This window comes from Akkermansia sp. JRP_AM1, from assembly GCF_049262625.1.
GTDB classification, from domain to species: domain Bacteria; phylum Verrucomicrobiota; class Verrucomicrobiia; order Verrucomicrobiales; family Akkermansiaceae; genus Akkermansia; species Akkermansia massiliensis.
In genome coordinates, this window is record NZ_CP118234.1 from 995,889 (window position 1) to 1,015,768 (window position 19,880).

At 59.5% G+C, this 19,880-nt stretch carries 17 protein-coding genes; 11 read left to right on the forward strand and 6 right to left on the reverse strand.

Annotated elements, in window-relative coordinates; genetic code table 11:
- Positions 1–183: 183 nt before the first annotated feature.
- Positions 184–4,221, reverse strand: a complete 4,038-nt coding sequence (locus PVA48_RS04690) for a sulfatase-like hydrolase/transferase (protein ID WP_180975214.1) — start codon at positions 4,219–4,221, stop codon at positions 184–186.
- Between the two features lie 385 nt (positions 4,222–4,606).
- Complete coding sequence (locus PVA48_RS04695) at positions 4,607–5,368, reverse strand: PEP-CTERM sorting domain-containing protein (RefSeq protein ID WP_022396919.1); 762 nt, start codon at positions 5,366–5,368, stop codon at positions 4,607–4,609.
- 330 nt (positions 5,369–5,698) lie between these two features.
- Here PVA48_RS04695 and PVA48_RS04700 point away from each other — a divergent pair, with 330 nt between their 5' ends.
- From PVA48_RS04700 to PVA48_RS04735, 8 genes are all read left to right on the forward strand, one after another.
- Positions 5,699–7,171, forward strand: a complete 1,473-nt coding sequence (locus tag PVA48_RS04700; protein WP_022396920.1) for a carbon starvation CstA family protein — start codon at positions 5,699–5,701, stop codon at positions 7,169–7,171.
- A 4-nt stretch (positions 7,172–7,175) separates the two neighbouring features.
- The gene (locus tag PVA48_RS04705) at positions 7,176–8,519 is read left to right on the forward strand and encodes an MFS transporter (protein WP_180975213.1); all 1,344 of its coding nucleotides are present in this window, start codon (positions 7,176–7,178) and stop codon (positions 8,517–8,519) included.
- 156 nt (positions 8,520–8,675) lie between these two features.
- Positions 8,676–9,269 (forward strand): peptidylprolyl isomerase, encoded by a 594-nt coding sequence (locus tag PVA48_RS04710; RefSeq protein WP_180972172.1) that lies wholly within the window; start codon positions 8,676–8,678, stop codon positions 9,267–9,269.
- A 19-nt stretch (positions 9,270–9,288) separates the two neighbouring features.
- Positions 9,289–9,600 carry a hypothetical protein gene (locus tag PVA48_RS04715; RefSeq protein WP_423232315.1) on the forward strand — a complete coding sequence of 104 codons (312 nt, stop codon included), beginning with the start codon at positions 9,289–9,291 and terminating at the stop codon, positions 9,598–9,600.
- A complete protein-coding gene (nagA, locus tag PVA48_RS04720) occupies positions 9,597–10,745 on the forward strand; it encodes an N-acetylglucosamine-6-phosphate deacetylase (protein ID WP_102728594.1) in 1,149 nt (382 codons plus the stop codon). Before PVA48_RS04715 ends, nagA begins: the two co-directional genes overlap by 4 nt.
- A gap of 87 nt (positions 10,746–10,832) precedes the next feature.
- Complete coding sequence (locus tag PVA48_RS04725) at positions 10,833–11,648, forward strand: biotin/lipoyl-containing protein (protein WP_423232316.1); 816 nt, start codon at positions 10,833–10,835, stop codon at positions 11,646–11,648.
- Positions 11,645–11,872: a hypothetical protein gene (locus tag PVA48_RS04730; protein ID WP_423232317.1), complete on the forward strand. Its 228-nt coding sequence runs from the start codon at positions 11,645–11,647 to the stop codon at positions 11,870–11,872. The genes PVA48_RS04725 and PVA48_RS04730 overlap by 4 nt, the downstream gene beginning before the upstream one ends.
- Before the next feature lie 63 nt (positions 11,873–11,935).
- Positions 11,936–12,499, forward strand: coding sequence for a DJ-1 family glyoxalase III (locus tag PVA48_RS04735; protein WP_046437700.1), 564 nt, complete (start codon positions 11,936–11,938; stop codon positions 12,497–12,499).
- Positions 12,500–12,574: 75 nt separating this feature from the next.
- Here the strand turns inward: PVA48_RS04735 and PVA48_RS04740 are convergent, their stop codons facing one another.
- The 4 genes from PVA48_RS04740 to PVA48_RS04755 form a co-directional block, all read right to left on the reverse strand.
- Positions 12,575–13,651, reverse strand: a complete 1,077-nt coding sequence (locus PVA48_RS04740) for a glycosyltransferase (protein ID WP_046437702.1) — start codon at positions 13,649–13,651, stop codon at positions 12,575–12,577.
- On the reverse strand, positions 13,648–14,733 hold the full coding sequence (locus PVA48_RS04745) for a glycosyltransferase (RefSeq protein WP_164917403.1): 1,086 nt from the start codon (positions 14,731–14,733) through the stop codon (positions 13,648–13,650). Before PVA48_RS04745 ends, PVA48_RS04740 begins: the two co-directional genes overlap by 4 nt.
- A 162-nt stretch (positions 14,734–14,895) precedes the next feature.
- Positions 14,896–15,984: a glycosyltransferase family 2 protein gene (locus PVA48_RS04750; RefSeq protein WP_102728591.1), complete on the reverse strand. Its 1,089-nt coding sequence runs from the start codon at positions 15,982–15,984 to the stop codon at positions 14,896–14,898.
- Between the two features lie 6 nt (positions 15,985–15,990).
- Positions 15,991–17,091, reverse strand: coding sequence for a glycosyltransferase (locus PVA48_RS04755; protein ID WP_102728590.1), 1,101 nt, complete (start codon positions 17,089–17,091; stop codon positions 15,991–15,993).
- A gap of 556 nt (positions 17,092–17,647) precedes the next feature.
- Between PVA48_RS04755 and PVA48_RS04760 the strand changes: the two genes are divergently transcribed.
- From PVA48_RS04760 to PVA48_RS04770, 3 genes are read left to right on the forward strand one after another with little or no spacing between them, the layout of a single operon-like run.
- On the forward strand, positions 17,648–18,022 hold the full coding sequence (locus PVA48_RS04760) for a hypothetical protein (RefSeq protein ID WP_423232318.1): 375 nt from the start codon (positions 17,648–17,650) through the stop codon (positions 18,020–18,022).
- Positions 17,992–18,735: a glycosyltransferase family 8 protein gene (locus PVA48_RS04765; protein WP_423232319.1), complete on the forward strand. Its 744-nt coding sequence runs from the start codon at positions 17,992–17,994 to the stop codon at positions 18,733–18,735. The genes PVA48_RS04760 and PVA48_RS04765 overlap by 31 nt, the downstream gene beginning before the upstream one ends.
- Before the next feature lie 22 nt (positions 18,736–18,757).
- Entirely contained in the window at positions 18,758–19,858 is a 1,101-nt protein-coding gene (locus tag PVA48_RS04770; RefSeq protein ID WP_164917404.1) for a glycosyltransferase family 8 protein, read from the forward strand.
- Positions 19,859–19,880 lie beyond the last annotated feature (22 nt).

A 19,880-nucleotide genomic window follows, 5' to 3' on the forward strand; every position in this document is an offset into this window, starting at 1 on the left:
TTTCTTTTTCCGGCTAAAAGCACGGAGGCAATCGCCGTGCCGTGTTTACGGACAGGCAAAACGGCGAAGTGGAATTGGCAGGATGATTTCTTCAGGGGAAATTCTGTAACAGATACAAGGGCCGGGAGGCCCTTGTTCCCAGAGGAACCGTTACCGGGAAACGGGGTGGAATTTATTTCTTCCTTACCTCGTCACCTTCAACCTCAGGAACCGGCGTGCCGGGGCGCTTTCCTCCAGAGCCGCCGTATCACGGAATTCCCCGCGGACACCGGCCGGAGTGACTATTCCTTCATCGGACCATTCCTTCAAGTCGGACGAACTTTCCACACTGAACGCCACATCCGCCGCTTCCGGATTTACCGGCCAGGAAAGCACGAGGTATTTTTTGCCCCCTTCCTCCCGGATCGCCAGCCCCGTCACGCTTCCGCACGGTTTGTTGGGGTCCAGGCCCGTTGCATACTTCATCAGGTTGGTGACCCCGTCTCCGGCGGGACAGGCATCCGGAGCCATCTGGTCCTCCGGCGTTCCGTCCCCGAAGTTGTCCTTTTTCCACTTATCGTACCCTGCCGGGGCCGGAGCCGCGGACTGGGTCAGCGTGAACGTTCTTTCCTCGCCGCCGCACTGGACGGTAACCACGGCCACCCGTTCCGTTTGCTGGGCGTTGGCTTCCATTTGAATGTCCAGCGTGGCAGTTCCGGAGCCTGAAGCCGGCCGGATCGTGACGCAGGCCTGGTCACAGGAGGCCGTCCATGGAAGCTGCGTCTGCACGGTCAGCGTGGTGGAGGCAGCGGCAAACCCTACGGTTTCCTCCGTTTTGTCAATATTGACGGGGTTTACGTATTCATAGCTGAAGGCGCTGGCGGGAATCTCCTGCTTGCTTATTCCCGGCCCCTCCCATTGCATGGTGAGGGCAGAGCCGGAGGCGTGGCCCACATAACCGATGCGGATGGGATGCACCCCCGCCGCAAGCCGGACGGCCTGTACCGCATTGGGCGTGACTTCCGAACCCTGCCGGGCATTGGAGTTGGCTTCCGTGCCCGGCGTATAGGCGTAGTCGGCATCAATGAGCTGCATGCCGTGCAGGTGTACGAAGGCTTTGGATCCCGCGTTGGAATCCGTCTGAAGGTAGAATTTGTACTCCCCTGTAACGGGAACGGTAAGGTAGCCCGTGAGTTCCACCCCCTTTTGAGCGGCGGAACCGGCATTCACGCTGAGAGAAGACACAGCGCCTGTGACAGAGGGAGCCTCTTCCATCTGGCGGAAGTCGGGCACCCAGTCAAAACCACGGTTCCAGTAGCGCATCTTCAGACCTTGCCGGAGATTGGCCGGAGCCGTTGCAGCGGGCACGTCACCGGCATTCAGAGTTCCATTCGTGGAAGGCAGGGAGCGCCGCACAGACAAGGCCCGGGCCTTCATCTTCGCCTGCAAGTCCGGACGGGAGGAGGCGAGATTGGAAGCTTCCTGCGGGTCTTTTTCAGTATCATAAATCTGGAAGTCCTGATCCGTCCCGGAAATGTTGAAACGCACGCCTTTAAGGCCATCCACAAACACGACCTGCTGCAAACCGCGGGGAGAGCTTTTGTGGTGCGACAGGAAGTCCTGATAGGAGGCGCCATTGCCGCCATAGTTATATTCGGAATAAATCAGGCTCTCCTTCTGGCGTTCCGGAACGCCGGCCAGCGTCGGCAGCAGGGAAACGCCGTCGCAACGCGCAGGAACCGCCACGCCCGCCGCATCCGCAAAGGTAGCCATCCAGTCATGGAACTGGCAGGCATTCAGGCTGATGCCGTTGGCAGGAATCACGCCGGGCCAGCGCACCAGGGTGGGCACGCGCATGCCGCCCTCCCAGCAGTCGCGCTTGATGCCGTCCATCATGCCGTAGCTTTGGAAGAAGGCGGGATTCTGCGCCCCCCGCTGGTGCTGCCCGTCCGAACCGCTTTCATTATGAGGTCCGTTGTCGGAGGTAAAGACGATCATCGTGTTGTCATCAATTCCCAAATCCTTGAGCGTTTGAATCAAATCCCCCATCACATCATCCACGCGCCTGATCATGGTGGCGTGGCGTTTCTCCGTCTGGTTGGGGGAGGCGTCATTGATTCCCTCATTGTCCGGATGGATGTAGGTATCCTTGGAGAAGGTTCCTTCCACCCCGGCCGCTGCCGCCCGCTGCGCCGTAGCCGTGTTGGAGGCTTCATACCCGTCCTCATTCCCGGCCACCCACTGCAAGCCTCCCTTGAGGCCCGGTTTGGGGGGATAGGCGCACGCGGGCACCGCCAGGGAACCGTGCGGAGCGGGGAAGGCCAGGTACAGGAAGAAGGGCTGGGTGGCCGATTTGGCATGGTGGTCCACGATCCACTGCTTGGCGCGCGCGCCGAACAGGTCCGTGTCATAAGCCGTATCCGGAACCTTGTTCGTCACATTGGCGAAGGCGGGGGAAGAGGCGCCGTCATTGTATTCGTAAATGTTCTTGGATTCCGTGATGTAGTGGTAGTGCCCCGTCAGGTGCTCCATAATCCCGTAAAAGTAATCGAATCCGCGTTCGTTGGGGCGGGCATACAAGCCGGACGGCCCCTGCCCGTAGCCGCCGATGCCCCATTTGCCGACAGCCGCCGTATGGTACCCGGCGCCTTTCAGCACCGTGGCCAGCGTGTGGGAGTTTTCTATGGGATAATCAAAGCTGTTGTTGCGGATAACGCGGGAATGGCCCTGGTGCACCCCCAGCAGCAGGGAGGCGCGGGCCGGAGCGCAAACGGGCGCGGCGCTGTAATGGCGCCGCAATTGCATCCCTTCCGTCGCCATGGAATTCAGCTGCGGCGTCTTGAAGCTGTTGCGCCGCGTCACCGTTCTTCCGTTCTTGTCCTGATGGTTCCAGTTTTCTTCCAGGTCGCCCCAGCCCATGTCATCCACCAGCACGAAGATGATATTGGGCCTGGCCCCGGAAACATGCCCCGGCATGGCCGGCTTTTCCGCCACATCCGTCTGAAGCGTCAGCAATTTGGCCGCCTCATCATAATTCCATGAAACCGCCCCTTTCGGCAGTTCCTTCACGGTGATGGAGGCGGTCGTTTCCGGCTTGAACTGCACGCCCAGCGTATGCCTGCCCGGCCACGCGGCAATGAGATCTTCAAAAGAGGAATCAAACAGGACAACGTATTCCCGCGCCTGCAGGGAGGGGCTCTCCGGCTGTACGGCTGACTTTTGCGGCACGCCGTCCAGCACGGATACATGGACGCGCCCCAGCGTCAGGGAAGAGCTGGGCAGGGAAATGTCCCCCTCCACGGAAAGAGCGCCTCCGGGCGCATAAGTGATCGTCCCCGGAAACGTGCCGCTGCCGCCCAGCGTGCAGCTCCCCTGCACCACCAGGTCCACCGCCGGAATCTCCCCGTCAAAATGGATGGAGGAGTTGTTCAGCGTAATCGTTACATTCCTGCCCACGTTCCGGATTTCCCCCGCCTTGACGTGCCGGTCCGTATAAGTCACCCGGGCGTCATCCAGAATCGTCTGTTTCAGCGTCCCCTTGTCACCGGTAATGCCGGATGAGCCGGAAAGCGTCACATTCCCGTCCACTCCAGTTTCCGCCAGGTCCAGCGTGGAATTTTCCAGCGCAAATTCCGTGTTCGCGCCGATGTTCCATTGGCCGGACGCCTTGGCAGAGGTTCCGGAAAAAGTCACGGAGGCCTTCTCCTGCGTCACCAGGGAGCCCTGGTACAGGGACATGCCCTCCAGCCGCCCGGCGTCTTCCACCGTAATCGTATTGCTCATGCCCCGGTCCGCCAGGTCCAGCGTGGGCATTCCCTTCCCGGCATTCATTACAAAACCGATGAGGCCGGAAATATTATTCAGCAGCATTCCTTCTCCAATGCGCACGGCTCCCCCTCCCGTCACCGTCACGCGCCGCGGAGCATCATTTTCAGAAGTCAGGGAATACAATCCTCCGGAGGGAGCTCCATCGTCCTGCCCCACATAAAAACAGCGGCCTTCTGCCACATTCCACTCCTGGTCGGCGGCTACGCGCAGCTGCGCAATCCCGAAATCCGCATTATAACCGCCCGTGCTCGTGTTTTCCACGGTAATGCCGCCCGTCTCCACGCGCAGATATACGCCGGAAGAAGTATTCAACACGAAGAGCTGGACCTTTCCTCCCGGCTGATTGTTAACTCCCGCCACCCGGATTCCTTTCAAATACCGTCCTCCGGACCCCAACCCGCCTATATTGGTCATGCCAGCCGAGTCTGTCCCGTTCGTGACCATCCAATGCGTGTAGGCGGAGGCCGACGCGCCGGGAGCAGCCGCCGGCGCGCTTCCGTTCAGAGCCCAGTTTGACAAGTTCGACCAGGGAGACGCCGCCCCTTTCCAGACATATTCACCTGGCTGGCGCGAGAAATAATAAAGAAGGAACAAGAACAGATAAGAAACGGTACAGGAACATGGCAAGCTGGCGGAAAAGTGATTCAAGAGGCATCAGGCTAAAGAACAAACTGCCTGAGGAATCATGTTGATTACTGATATTAAATATTAAAAAGTGTTAGATTCTGCTAACTGAAAATAAAAAAGCCGCCAATTTCAAAAAACGGACGGCTTGATCAAATGTTTCAGGAGCATGGACTTAAAGTCTGCGGCGGCGCATCATCAGCGCAGCCAGCCCCAGAAGACCCAGGGAGGCCGTGGCAGGTTCGGGAACCACCAAATCACCGTTAATCTGAATTCCCGAAAGCCCGGCAAAGCAGCCCTTGTTATAAGCGCTGTTATTGGAAGCCGTGATGGTGATGGTCAGGGATTCCCCGGCTTTCAGCAGAAAATCATCGTACGTGTGGCTTCCCGTATGAATGCCGGTCCATGCGCCGGTGGAACCATTGGCGGCGGTGGAACCGTTATAGGTCAGCGTCTGGTCCGGCTGCCCGTCAATGGAGAGAGTCATATCGACAGGTTTGTTGAAATTGCCTTCATATCCGCCCACATAACCATTATTGGCTATACCGCCACCGCCATTCTGGGCAGCCCCCGCACCCGTGAACCCGACCATGGACAAGTCAATGGAAGATATCAGCATGTCGTGGGAACCGGTATTGGTGAATGTGAAGGAAACGCTCCATGTATTGTTTCCGGCGCCTCCCACATTGGCATTGGGAGAAAACACGGAGGCCGGAATGGAACCTGAGGCCAGGAGGTCATTGCCCGAGGTGCTCTTGCTGAAATCGTCAGAACTGATCGAGGTGGAGGAAGTGAGCCCTACATCGGATGTCGTGTTCACCGTGACGGTATCCAGGGAAGTGCCGGTCCGGTTAAAAGTAGTGGAACACAACACCGCAGCCTGGGAAACTGCTGTTCCAAAAGTCAGGGAGGCAATGATTATCAATGATTTCTTCATAACTAGGAGAGGTTGGATGAAAGCAACCTTTATCCCTTAGCGGATTGCCAATCCGAAGTCAACAATAAATGATAAAAACAAGATGTTTAGGAAGATAAACGCCCAGGGGCGTTTTCTGATGAGAGTTTCTTTTTTGGGAATTTTAAATCGTTGTAAAATTCCTAATGCCAGATTTTTATGCATAAAAATGGCACATCGGATTTCTTTTTCGGATTGGCAATCCGTTCCGTATTTTTTTCTCTTTCACTAACGGCTTGCCAGAAGAGAGGAGAACAGTTAAGTTCCCCGAACGGACAGCCTGTCCATGAGATGGCTGGACCTTTTTCCAACATGAACGGTTACTGCTACTTCATTCTGGGGATATTGATCCTGGCGGCCGGTTATTTCACCTACGGGCGGGTGCTGGAAAAGATTTTCCGGCCGGACGCCTCGCGGCAGACTCCCGCCGTGGCCTGCACGGACGGCGTGGATTACGTGGTGATGCCGCGCTGGCGCGTGTTCCTGATTCAGTTGCTGAACATTGCGGGGCTGGGCCCTATCTTCGGCGCCGTCATGGGCGTGCTGTACGGGCCGGCCGCGCTCCTGTGGATCGTCATCGGCTGCATCTTCGGCGGAATGGTGCACGATTACTTTTCCGGCATGATTTCCCTGCGCCACAAGGGGGAAAACCTGCCGGAAATCCTGGGCCGCTACCTGGGCAGCCAGGCCCAGTGGATCAGCCGCGCCGTCTGCATCGTGTTCAGCGTGCTGGTGGGCGTCGTCTTCGCCGTGGGCCCCGCCGCCATCCTGGCCCCCATGACTGGCTGGAGCGTTTCTGCATGGGTGTGGATCATCTTCGGCTACTACTTTCTGGCGACCATCCTTCCCATCCAAGCCATCATGGGAAAGGTGTATCCCCTTTTCTCCGTCGCCCTGATCATCATGGTCGTGGGCATTCTGGGCGTGATGCTCCTGGCTCCCTTTGCGGAATTCATGCCGTACTGGATGCACATTCCTTCTATGGAAGTGCTCCCGGACCTGGACTTCTTCCATAACCGCCACCCGGCGGATTTCCCGCTCTTCCCCGTGATGTTCATCACCATCGCCTGCGGAGCGGTGAGCGGCTTCCACGCCACGCAGTCCCCGCTGATGGCGCGCTGCCTGAAAACGGAGCAGGAAGGACTGCCCGTCTTCGGCGGAGCCATGATTACGGAAGGAATCATCGCCTTCATATGGGCGGCCGCCGCGCTGACCTTCTACGGCACCCCGGAAGCCCTGGGAGCGGCTACCGCCAACGGAAAGGCCCCGGCGCTGGCCATCCAGATGATTTCCGAATCCTGGATGGGCCACGTCGGCTCCATCCTGGTCATGGTCGGCGTGGTCATCCTCCCCATCAGCACGGGGGACGGCGCCCTGCGGGTCACGCGCCTGATGATTGCGGATTGCTTCAAGCTGAACCAGGAGCAACTGAGCCGCCGCCTGATGATCGCCATCCCCCTCTTTGCCGCAGCCATTGCCGTAAGCAGCATGGACTACGCCATCATCTGGCAGTACTTCGGCTGGGCCAACCAGCTCCTGGCCGCCGCCACCCTCTGGGCCGTCTCCATTTACCTGCGCAGCAAAAACCGCTGCTGCTGGACGGCCGCCGTTCCCGCCGCCTTCCTGAGCCTGGTGGTGCTCCAGTACCTGTTCTCCAGCCCGGAAATGTGCGGGTTCAGTTATGAAGCTTCCCTGGTCTGCAGCGTCCTGCTCGTGGCCGTCATCGGCGTGCTGTGCCTGTTCCGCGGCTCCGGACTGGAAAAAGCGGAGGAGCCCAACCTGTAATTTCATGAACCCCAGCCCCCATACGCCCGGAAACGCCGGCAAGGTTCCATGGGGAGCCTTCTGGCGACTCGTGCTGATCCAGGCGCAGAATTCCTTTAATGAAAAGGGGGCGCAATTCCTGCTCATTCCCCTGGGCGTCTGGCTGTACGGCACGCAGGGAGACCTGGAATACCCGCTTGGGGCCATCATCGTGCTGCCCTTCATCCTGTTTTCCCCGTTCGTCGGCTGGCTCTCGGACCGTTTCTGCAAGGCGCGCATCATCCAGTCCATGGCGCTGCTCCAGATCTGCGTGCTGGCGGGCATGTACTGGAGCCTGCGTACCCATAACCTGGACGGGGCCATCCTGTGGTTCTGCGTCTTTGCCGTGCAGGCCACCATCTTCAGCCCGTCCAAGAAGGGCATCGTCAAGGACATCGTGGGCACCTCCCGCATGGGGTTCGCCAGCGGCATTGTGGAAATGGCTTCCATCCTCAGCCTGCTCATCGGCCAGATCGGCGTTTTCGTCTGGTTCCGCTACCTGCTGGAGCCTTCCACGGATACCGTCTGGCACCACTGGCTGGGGGAAGGCTTCTTCCAGTGGTTTGACGCCTGGCTGAAACCCTCCGGCCTCAACGACGGCTGGTATGCCGCCTCCTTCCCCTGCCTGGTGTTCCTGCTGATGGCCGTTCCCGTGGCGATTTCCAGCTTCTACCTGCCCCGGTACGCTCCGGAGGGTTTCCGGCCCTTCTCCTGGTCCCTGTTTTACGAACACTTCCACCAACTGGGCAAGCTGTGGAAAAACCGCAACCTGCGCGTCAGCGAGATGGGCATCGGCTACTTCTGGTTCTTCGGCGGCACGATCATGCTGATGACCATCCAGATGGCCAAGGAAATCTCCGGCGGCAGCGACGATTTCAGCTCCGTGGGAGCCGTGCTGATGGCCTGGATGAGCGGAGGAACCGTGCTGGGGGGCATCCTGGCCTCCCTGATCTGCCGCCGCCACATCCGGATGAACGTCTCCGTGGCGGGAGGCGCGCTGATGGCGCTGAGCTGCGTGGCCCTCTCTACGGTCTCCATGACTTCCACGGTCTTTTATGCTCTGCTGATGGCGGCGGGCATCTCCGCCGCACTGTTCCTGGTGCCGCTGAACGCCTTCTTCCAGGACCGGGCGGACAACGACAAGCGCGGGGACATGATTGCCGCCGGCAACCTGGTGGACTGCGTGCTGGGACTGATGGCCGTCGGATTCCAATACGCCATGATGCTGGTGATTCCCCCCTCCTGGCAATTCGTCGTCATGGGAATCCTGAGCCTCGGCATGGCGTGGGTGATCTTCCGTTTTTCCCGCGTGGCGCCGGGCGCAAGATAAAATGTACTGGCAATCAGGCAGTAATCTTTAAAAATCCTCCTTTTAAAGAAAAACCTTTCCCTCCTTCCGCGCACCCTGCGCCATTCTCCCGTCAGGGCGCGCGATTTACTTGCAAACCCGCTTTTATTCAGGCAACATAGGGGAAAACAAGAAGCTATGAAAAAGTATCTTACCCTTCTGTTGTGTTCCCTGTGCGCCCTGGCGGGCTTCACCGCCTCTGCGGCATCCACTGCTGGCCTCAAGGACGTCAATATCGTCATCTCCACCACCAAGGGGGACATTGAACTGGCCCTTTACCCCTCCAAGGCGCCCGTCACCGTAGCCAATTTCCTGAACCTCATCAACAGGGGCTACTACAAGGGAATCTCCTTCCACCGCGTGATTCCGGACTTCATGATCCAGGGCGGCGACCCCACCGGCACGGGCATGGGAGGCCCCGGCTACAGCTTTGAAGACGAGTTTTCCCCGGACCTCAAGCATGATGGCCCCGGCGTGCTTTCCATGGCGAACGCGGGACCCGGCACCAACGGCTCCCAATTCTTCATCACCCACGTTGCCACGCCTCATCTGGACGGCCGCCATACGGTTTTCGGGAAGGTGCTGAAAGGCCAGGCCATCGTCAACTCCATCGTCCGGGGAGACAAGATCAAGGACATCCGCATTCTGGACAAGAACGCCGCGGCCGCCGTGCTGAAGGCGGAAGCCGCCCGCGTGGCCCAGTGGAACAAGGCGCTGGACGCCGCCAAATAAACCGGGAGCAATCAACGGCATGAATATTCTCAGGCGGTTCATCAACCAGGTCTTCACTCCGCAGAAAGTGGAGGCCACGCCGGAGAACGTCGCCAAATGGGAAAAAAAGCGCCCGGATGGACCATCCGCTGCAACCGCTGCGGCCTGGAGGAACCCTTCGGGAAATACGGCATCCTTTACAAATCGGCAGGCAGGAAAAGGAACTTTGCCCGCTGTCCCCGCTGCCGCAAATGGTCGTGGCTCGTCATTTCCGGAAAAACGGCATGAAACAACCCCGTATTCATCATCAAGCGACTCTAAAAATCCATCCACCAACCATTCATTTTTATGAAAACACTCATTAAAAACGCACGCATCATCTCCCCCGGCATTGACCTGCCCGGGGCTGCCGTGGAAATCGAAGGCAAGACCATCACCGCCGTCTATCCCGCCGGGAGCGAACTCCCCGCCGCAGACAAGGTGGTGGATGCGGAAGGCCGCATGCTCCTTCCCGGTTTCATTGACATCCACAGCCACGGCGCCGGCGGCTGCGACACCTGCGACGCCAAGCTGGAAAGCCTCCGCACCATTGCGGAATGCAAGATGAAGGAAGGCGTCACCTCCTGGCTGCCGACCACCCTCACCCTGTCTCCCAAGGTGCTGGAAGACGTGTGCGCCTCTGTGGCGGAATACATGAAGAACCAGGAATTCGCCAAGACGCCCGGCATCCATCTGGAAGGGCCGTTCATCAATCCCAAGTGCTGCGGCGCGCAGAATCCCGCCTTTGTCCGCCAGCCGGACTATGATGAAGTAGCCAACCTGAACTCCATCGCCAAGGTTCTGCTGGTCTCCCTGGCGCCGGAAATGCCCGGAGCCGTGGAATTCATTGAAAAAGCCACGGCCAGCGGCATCCGTTGCTCCGCCGGGCACAGCGCGGCCACCCATGCGGACTTCAACAAGGCGAAATCCGCGGGCCTGGTGCACCTGACCCACTACTGCAACCAGATGTCCCCCCTGCACCACCGTGAAATCGGCCTGGTGGGCTCCGGCCTGCTGGACAGGGAAATCAAGATTGAAATCATCTGCGACACCATCCACCTCTGCGCGGACATGCTCAAGACCGTGTTCAAGAACAAGGAAACGGACCAGATGATGATGATTACGGATTCCCTGGCCTGCTCCTGGATGCCGGACGGCCCCGGAGACCTGGGCGGCCTACCCATCATCGTGAAGGACGGCGTGGCGCGCCTGCAGGAATCCGGCGCGCTGGCCGGCAGCACCCTCAAATACGCCCACGGCCTGAAAAACGTGCACCGCCTGACCGGCAAGCCCCTCAGCGACCTGGTGAAATCCACCTCCTGGAACCAGGCGCAGTCCCTGGGCCTGGAAGGCCTGGGCAAAATCGCCCCCGGCTTCACGGCAGACATGGTTCTGCTGGACGATGACTTCAACACCTGCAAGGTGTTCATCGACGGCGTGGAAAAATACAGCGCGTAACCGCGCACCCGCGCGCCGGACGGGACGGAAACCCTTCCGGCGCGCCATCCCCCTCTTACCGTATTCCAACGTTCAACATTCACCTCCATGGCTATTACCATTGAAATGCCCCGCCTGTCCGACTCCATGCACGAAGGAATCGTCCTGAGATGGGTCAAAAAGATAGGAGACTTCGTAGAAGTCGGCGACCATCTGGCCGACATCGAGACGGACAAGGCCCACGTGGAACTCCAGGCATGCGAGGACGGAACCCTGATGGAAATCCTGGTGCCGGAAGGCGGTTCCGCCGCGGTGGGCGCTCCCATTGCGCTGCTTCAGTCGGAATTCGGCGCCGCCTCCTGCGACTGCCCTCCGTGCCCGCCCGTCAAATGCAGCCCGCTGGCCGCCAGGCTGGCCGCGGAAGCCGGGCTGAACGCCGGAACCCTGCGCGGCACCGGACCACGCGGCAAGATCATGGCCGCGGACGTGCGCGCCTCCATACGCCCCGCAGACGGCCCCGCCCGCCGGGTGCAGACCCCGCTGGCGCCCCGGGACACGCGCCACGCCACGCGCGTGGATAATTTCTACCTGTACTCCCTGGAGGCGAACATGGCCTACCTGGCCGCCATCAGCACGCCCATCGCCGTCCAGTGCGAAAAACTCATCGGCGGCCGCTACAGCCTCTTTGACTACGTGGTGCGCGCCGCGGTGAAAGCGTGCATCAGCGAGCCGGAATGGCTGGCGGGAGACTCCGCCGCAGAACTGCTCATGGTGCTGGACAAGGGGGAAAAATACGTCTTTATTGAAAACGCCTCCGGCAAGACGATTTACAACATCGCCATGGAACGGCTGGCCGCCCCCGCGGCAGGGCCGCCCCCGCGGGCAGCATCACGCCCAACATCCTGCTCTGCGACAGCGGCGTGAACGTGGAAGCCCAGCGCACCGTGCTCCCGGAAATGCCCCACAGCATCATCAGCATCGGCGGCACCACGCCGAAAACGGGCATAGAAGCGGGACGCCCCGTGTCCAAGCTCATCCTGCCCGTCACCCTGTACGTGAACGCCAACATCCTGCCGGAATGCAAGGCGTCCAAAATTGCCGCCGAATTCAAGACGCTGCTGGAAAATCCGGTCCTGCTTCTCCTGTAGGGCTGCCGGCATCCTGCCCCCTTTTCCTTGAACGTTCCATTCCCTCCCCTTGTCTCATTAACCATGAAAAAAGCCGCCATCCTCGCCGCCCCCGGATTTGAAGAAATCGAACTCATGGCTCCGCTGGACATCCTGCGCCGCCTGAACTTTGACGTGCAGCTGGCCGGCGTGCAGTCTGACAAGGTGGTCAGCACCCATGACGTGACCGTCACCACGGACACCATGCTGGACAAGCTCCATGCGGACAAGCTGGACGCCCTGATCCTGCCCGGCGGCGCAGGCGCCTGGGTGCTCCGCGACACGCCGGAAGTCATCCACCTGGTCAAGAAGATGCATGCCGCGGGCAAGCTGGTGGCCGCCATCTGCGCCGCCCCTATCGTTCTGGCGAAAGCCGGTCTGGTCAAGGACAAGAACGTTACGGCCTACCCGGCCCAGGACGTCTACCGGGAACTCAATGAGGCGGGAGCCCACATCGTGAAGGATGAAAACGTGGTGCTGGACGGCAATATGCTCACCGCCAACGGTCCCGGAGCCGCCACGCTCTTCGGCTACTGCATCGGGGAATACCTGGGAGAAGACCTCCAGGTAGCCCAGCTCAAGGAGCAGATGTGCTACACGGGCCTGTAGGATTCCGGAAAGCATTCCGGCTCCTTCACGGTCTCATACCACACCAAAAAACCGAGGGAAGAAGGGTTTTCCCTCTCACCTCGCCAAGTGCCTTTTCAGGGTATAATAAGCCCCCCGGCGTCCTTTGCGGGATGACATCAGGCGGGCACGCAGGGAAGAAAAGAAATTGCCCTGGAGGGGATAGTCCAGCAGAAGGCGGCAGAACGCCTGGTCCCACCGGTCCAGCCGGGAGAGGGCTTTCTCCCCGCCCACCAGTTCCAGCCATTTTTTCCACCCGGACAGGAGGGTTTCCCGGTCTTCCGGCGACGCCTTGAAGAAGGCCCCTTCTTTCATGATGAAGTGCCTGCGGATGAATTCCATGTAGTAGTCCACCAGCCCGAAGACGGCGGGGGAATCCAGCAGGCCGTGCCGCTGCCAGAAACGGGCCACCCGGTCCATGCCCAGCAGGTCCATGCGGAAGTCGCCCAGCAGCAAGTCCCGTCCATACGTGGCGGAGCCGGGACGTTCCCTGCGGTAATGGTAAAAACGGTCCGACAGGGTCCGGAGCCGGGGTGCGAAGGGCAGCAGCATCAGCAGGAAGGCCAGGTCCTCCCCTTCCTTCAAGCCCACCACAAAACGGAGGGAATGTTCTTCCACCAGGCTTCTGCGGACCAGTTTGTTGTATACGGGACCCACGCACCGGCACCAGGCGGAACCGCGGCGGAATTGCTCCACCCGTTCCTCCGGATAAAATTCATCATCCGGGGACCAGCCGCCCTCATGGACGACCACACCGTCTTTTTCCACGAATTCCCGGCAACCGCACACCACGACGTCCGCATCATTCTTTTCAGCGGCGCCAAGCAGGCGCGAGAACATCCTCCGGTCCACCCGGTCATCCGGGTCCACAAAGCCCACGTATTTTCCCTCCGCGGCATCCAGCCCGGCATTCCGGGCCGCGGACACTCCGGCGTTGGACTGGCTGATAACCCGGAGGCGATTGTCTTTTTCCCGCCACCTGTACAGAAGCTCCAGCGTCCCGTCCGTGGAGCCGTCATCCACGCAGATGATTTCCATGGGACCCAGCGTCTGCTCCGCCAGGCCGGACATGCATTCGTCCACGTAGGGCGCTACGTTGTAACAGGGGACAATGACGGAAACGGCGGTCTTCATGATAATCCGGATAACAGGAGCTTAAGACGGTGGTACCGCCCTTTTCTTCCGCTGCATGCCGACATCAGGGTACTGTGAAGACGCGCGCAGGGACCGAGCTTTACCGGTTCCGCACCCAGCAGGCGGCAGAACGCGCGGTCCCACTTGTTCAGTCCTGCAAAGCCGGGACCGATTTCCACGCCTTTCAACCATTTGCGGTAACGCGCCGCCAGTCCCCTGCGTTCCTCTTCATCCAGCCGCCGGAAGATTTCCTCTGCGGAGGTGACGTGAGCCAGCAGATAACGCTTCATGATATGGGCCAGCCAGCCCTGCCTGACGGCAGATTCCAGCCAGCCGATTTTTTCCCAGTAGGCCGTCACATATTCCAGACGGTCCATGTTCATGGAGTAAAACCATCCGTCCCGGTCCCAGACGTCGGAAAGGGATCCGGCCCTTTTCCTGCGGTAAAAGTACAGTTGATCCGGAATGACTGCGAGCCGTGACGCGTGGGGAAGCGCCGTCAGCCAGAAAATGTCATCTTCCCCGCCGCGGAACCCTGGTTTCATGCGCAGGCCGTTTTCTTCAAAAAAGGAACGCCTGTACACCTTGTTCCATACCACCACGTCCATCCGGAGCCATACGGACTCACCGCTGAAACAGGATTTTTTGGCATCAGGTTCAAATCCGGGTTCCGGCGCGTGCCCGGCGTCTTCCATCACCGTGCCGTCTTCTTCGGAAAAGGAGGTATATCCGCAAGCCGCCACCTCCGCACCATGCCGCTGCGCGGTTTCCACCAGCCGGGCATACATGGAGGTATCCACGTAATCATCCGGATCCACAAAGCCGATGTATTCACCCGCCGCCGCATCCAGCCCCGCATTGCGCGCGGAAAAGGCGCCCCCGTTTTCCTGGTGAATCACCCGGATGCGGGCGTCCTTTTCAGCCCATCCGCGCAGTACGGCCGGCGTATCGTCCGTGGAGCCGTCGTTGACACAGATGATTTCCAGGTCTTCCCAGGTCTGCCGGACCAGGCTTTCCAGGCATTCATCCAGATAAGGAGCAACGTTGTAGCAGGGTAAAATAATGGAAACAGTACCATCCATAGAGAAATCGGGAGTATCATTCAGTTTTTCATGGGAAAAACCAGCGGAAACCATGATTCATGATGCCCGCGCCTTTTCCCGCAACGGCTACCTTACTTCAACACAGGCGTTCCCGCAAGCCCCAACGATGCGCAGAATGTTAAGAACCAGTCCGCCGGGAAGCTATTTCCCACCGCCGCAAGAGGAAAGCTTCCCTTTAAGCCTGTAGTAACGTCCCCGCCGTCCGCGGCAGCGGGAGAGAAGCTTCCACCACGCACGGGACAGGAAGCCGGGATGTTCCGGCGGAGAAGCCAGCATCCGGCATAGCTCAAAGTCCCATTTGCCGAGAGTCCGGAACGCTTCCGCTTCCCCCGCCAGGGCAAACCATTCCCGGCATTTGCCGCGCAGGCGCCCCCATTCCTCCTCACTCAACTGCGGCAGGGGCTGCCCCGGATTCAGCAGCCGGACCAGAAGATAATGCCTCAGAGCCCGGAGTACCCAGCCGCGCTCCAGGCCGGATTCCAGCCAGCCGCATTTTTTCCAATACTCCGTAGCATGCAGCAGCCGTTCCGCCACCAGCAGGAGGGGACGTTCCTGCGCTTCCAGCATCTGGGAGACGGAGCCGTGCCTCTGGCGGCGGTACCAATACAAGCGGTCCGGTATCACAGCCAGGCACGTGGCATGGGCCAGCACCATCAGCCAGAGGACGTCGTCCTCCATGGATCTGAAAGAAGTTTCAAAACGGAGACCGTGCCGGTCCAGAAAATCTCTCCGGTACAGCTTGTTGCATGTCACCACGTCCATCCGCTCCCAGACGGAGTTCGTTCGCATCACGTCTGACTGCACCCCCTTGTCCACGCCCGGAGCCGGAGACCAGCTCAGTTCCTCCAGCACGGAGCCGTCTCCGTCGGAAAAGCTGGTGTAGCCGCAGGCTGTCACATCAGCGCCATGCCTGCGGGCTTCCTCCACCAGGCGGGCAAACATGGAAGGTTCCACATAGTCGTCCGGATCCACAAAACCCACGTATTCACCTCCGGCCATATCCATTCCGAGGTTCCGCGCCAACGCCTGCCCTCCGTTTTCACGGTGAATGACGCGGATGCGGTCCTCCTTTTCCGCCCATGCGTCCAAAAGAGCCGGGGTCACGTCCGTAGAACCGTCATTCACGCAGATGATTTCAATATTCCGCAAGCTCTGGTTCACCAGGCTGTCCAGGCAGGCCTCCACATACGGGGCCACATTGTAACACGGAACAATAATGGAAACGGACATGGTGCATCAGCTATGGGTTTTACCTCCGCAGGAAGCCAGAAGCAGACGGAGAGCGTAATAGCGACCGCGGCGCCCTTTGCGGAGGGAAAGGCGTTTCCACAAGATGCGGGACAGCAAGCCGGGACGTTCCGCAGGTCGTTCCAGCAGGCGGCAAAAAGCTGTTTCCCATTTGTCAAGACCCTGCAACCGCTCCGTGCCTTCTACCAGGGAGAACCATTCCCGGAACTGGCCGTGCAGCTGCGCCCATTCCCCCGCAGTCAGACGTGGGAGCGGCTTGTGCGCAGGCACCAGATGGACAAGCAGGTAGTACCAGAGGGCATGCAGAACCCAGCCGCGCTCCAGGCCGGATTCCAGCCAGCCGCATTTTTTCCAGTAAGCGGTGGCATGGAGAAGACGGTCCGCAACGAGGGGCAACGGGCACCCCTTCTCCTCCCATGCCAGGGAGATGGCGCCCTTCCTCTGGCGGCGGTACCAGTATAATTGATCCGGAATCACAGCCAGCCGGGTAGCGTGGGCCAGCACCATCAGCCAGAAGGCATCGTCCTCCCCCTGCCGGAAGCGGGGCTCAAAGCGGAGGCCGTTCCTTTCCAGGAATTCCCTCTTGTAAAGCTTGTTCCATGCCACGGCGGCCATCCTTCTCCATACGGCATTTTCCTGAAAAACGCATGCCTGTACATTCTCTTCCACTCCTTCTTCCGGTGACAGGCTCCATTTTTCCAGTATGGAACCGTCACGGTCGGAAAAACCGGTATAGCCGCAGGCCGTCACATCCGCATCACTCCTGCGGGCTTTTTCCAGCAGGCGGCCATACATGGAGTGTTCCACGTAATCATCCGGGTCCACAAAGCCGATATATTCCCCGCCAGCCAGGGCCATGCCGGTATTGCGCGCCGCAGAAAGGCCGCCGTTTTCCCGGTCCACCACCCGGATGCGGCCATCCCTTTCAGCCCATGCGCGCAGGATGGCTGGGGTATCGTCCCCGGAACCGTCATTCACGCTAATGATCTCAAGGTCCCCCAGCGTCTGGAGAGTTAGGCTTTCCATGCATTTATCCAGATAAGGAGCTACATTATAACAGGGGACGATGATGGAAACAGCCGCGCTCATACCAAGAAAACCCTATGTAAACGGATTTCAAATCCGTCATGGATTAATATGGAATGATTCCCGTACCGTTTGGAGCGCCGTAAACGCTTGCGGCTTCCGGAAGCCAAACCGGGAGGCAGCGAACTCTCTTTCCTGAAAGCCAGTGCGTCCTGACGGAATGCATGCATTTCAACGGCTGAGAGGCTTGCCGCGGTCCAGGTTTCCGTTGCGTAATTCCGGAAGGCTTTTTCCGGGGAAAACGGTTTCCCCTCGAGGAAGGGCCACGCAACGTAAGCTCCTTGGTATGAAAATCGGCCCTTGACCCCGGATTTGAAATTCGTATGATGCCCAAACAAAATATGAGCGTTTTCACCGCCGGGAATGTCCCATGCAGAGAATAACGGAACGCCGGAACAGGGATGCCCGTTTTCCCTGTTTCAACAGCTCTTCCGGTATTCATCTCCGCCATGAAAAACAAGACCTTTCTCCCAACTACCTTTATACCGGAATTCCCGGCAGGCACCGGAAACGCTTTCAGCTTTTCCCATTCTTCTTCATGACCTGTTGAATTCCTTTTATGCCGACTATCTCTCCCTTATCCGGCATGGCGGAACCTCCCGTTTCCGTCATGTTCGCCGTCACTTCCTCCTGGCTCATCCCGCTGGCCGTGGCGATACGCTCCCTTTGCGTGCATTCCGATCCGCGGCGGAATTATGAACTCCATATCGTTCATCATGGATTGGAGGAAGAGCAGATGAAGGAACTGGGAAAAGCCGTTTCCAGCTATCCCCGCGTCTCGCTGGGGTTTTGCAGGCTTCCGGAGAGGCTGCTTCGCATTCTGCAGCACAGGGATTGCGGACGGTTCTCCCCCCTCACATATGGACGCCTGCTGGCCGCCGCCCTGTTCCCCGGCACGACAGGGTGGTTTACCTGGACGTGGACGTGCTGCTGAATGGAGACGTGGCCGAACTTTACGATGCGGACCTGCACGGCGCGCCGATAGGCGCCGTCCGGGACTACGCCGTCCTGCAAAGCATCAGTACGGGCCGCCTTCCCGACCATCTGGAATACATCAGCGGCATGGGGGTAACGAATCCGCGCCTGTACTGCAATACCGGGGTCATGGTCATGGACCTGGTCCAGATGAGGGAGCAGGAAACGGAAGACAGGCTGCTGAGGCTGCTTGAGGCCCATCCGGATTCCTTTCCGTACGTGGACCAGGACATTATCAACATTGTCTTTCACGGCCGCATTGCTCCGCTGCCCCTCCGCTGGAATTACCACTTCCAGTTTGAGCTGCACCATGCGGGAATGGCGGACCTCATCTCCGGCACCGAGTTTGAAGAAGCTCCGGCCCTGTTTGAAAGCCGTTCCTGGAAGCTTTTCCACCTGGTGGGTGATTACAAGCCGTGGCTGCCGCCGGATATGGAAAAAATCTACCACCGCCTGTATCTCGCCCTCTGGTGGCCCCTTGCCCGGCAAACTCCGGCTTTCCGCAGGGAGCTGCGCGCCCTGTACCGGCAATTCACGCGCGCCTTCCGTTCCCGGCTGCGCCACCACCAATGGAGCCTCCCCGTCTCTCCGGGCCGGAATTTCCGGAAACGCCGGGAGAAAATCAAAACCCTTCAACGCCAACTGGCCGTGTTTGACGGCTCATGGCCCTGATTCCATCCCATCCTTTAACATCATGCCCTCCTCCCTTTCCGCCGCACCGCCCACAGCCTTCCATGCTGCCGCTGCGCCTCCTGCCATAGACGTCATGTTTGCCGTCACCTCCGCCTGGACCGTGTGCCTGGCCGTCACCCTGCATTCCCTGGCACGCCATTCCAACCCGGAACGGAACTACAGGCTGTGGGTGGTCCATGACGGGCTGGAAGAAGAAAACATGCAGGAACTGGACAAGGCCGTTTCCGGTTATCCGAACGCAGCCCTTCAGTTCATGACCATTCCCGGCAAGCTGGAACAGATGCTGCGCCGGAGGGACGTGAAACGCTTTTCCGCCCTGGCCTACGCGCGCCTGCTGGCACCCAGCCTGTTCCCCCGGCATTCCCGGATTGTCTATCTGGATGCGGATACGGTCCTGTATGCGGACGTAGCGGAGCTTTACGATACGGACCTCTGCGGGGCGGCCGTGGGCGCCGTACGGGATACGGCGGTGCTGAGCAGCCTGGTAGCGGGGTATCCGCGGCGCCAGCTCCGGAAACTTCAACCTTTGGGCCTGCACGATCCCTTCCACTATTTCAACTCCGGCGTGCTGGTCCTGGACCTGGACCGAATGAGGGAGGAGGATGCGGAAGTCCGCCTGCTCCACGTCATTGAAGAACACAATGAGCTCCTGGAACATCCGGACCAGGACGCGCTGAATATCGTCTTCCACCGGCAGATTTTTCCGCTGCCTGTTGAATGGAACTACCATTTCCAATTTGAACTGGGGAAAAACGGACTGGAAGAGTCCTGCGCAGGCACGGAATTCGCCGGGGTTTCCAACATCCACGCCACCTGCTCCTGGAAGCTTTTCCACATGATCGGCTCCAAAAAGCCCTGGCTGTTCCCGGAAAAATCAGAGGAATACATCGTGTCTGCGGCCGTCTGGTGGAAGCCGGCCATGGAAACGGCCTCCCTTCGGCCCCATCTGTCCCAATTGCTGGAGGAATTCACGCAATGGACGCGACGGCAATTGCGCCACAATCAATGGCACCTGCCGTTCTCCTTCGGGAACGGCTTCCGGAAACGCAAGGCCAGAATCAACCTGCTGAAACGCCTGCTGCGCGTCTTTGAAGGCGTATAGCCCCGCCGGCGGCAACAGGCGT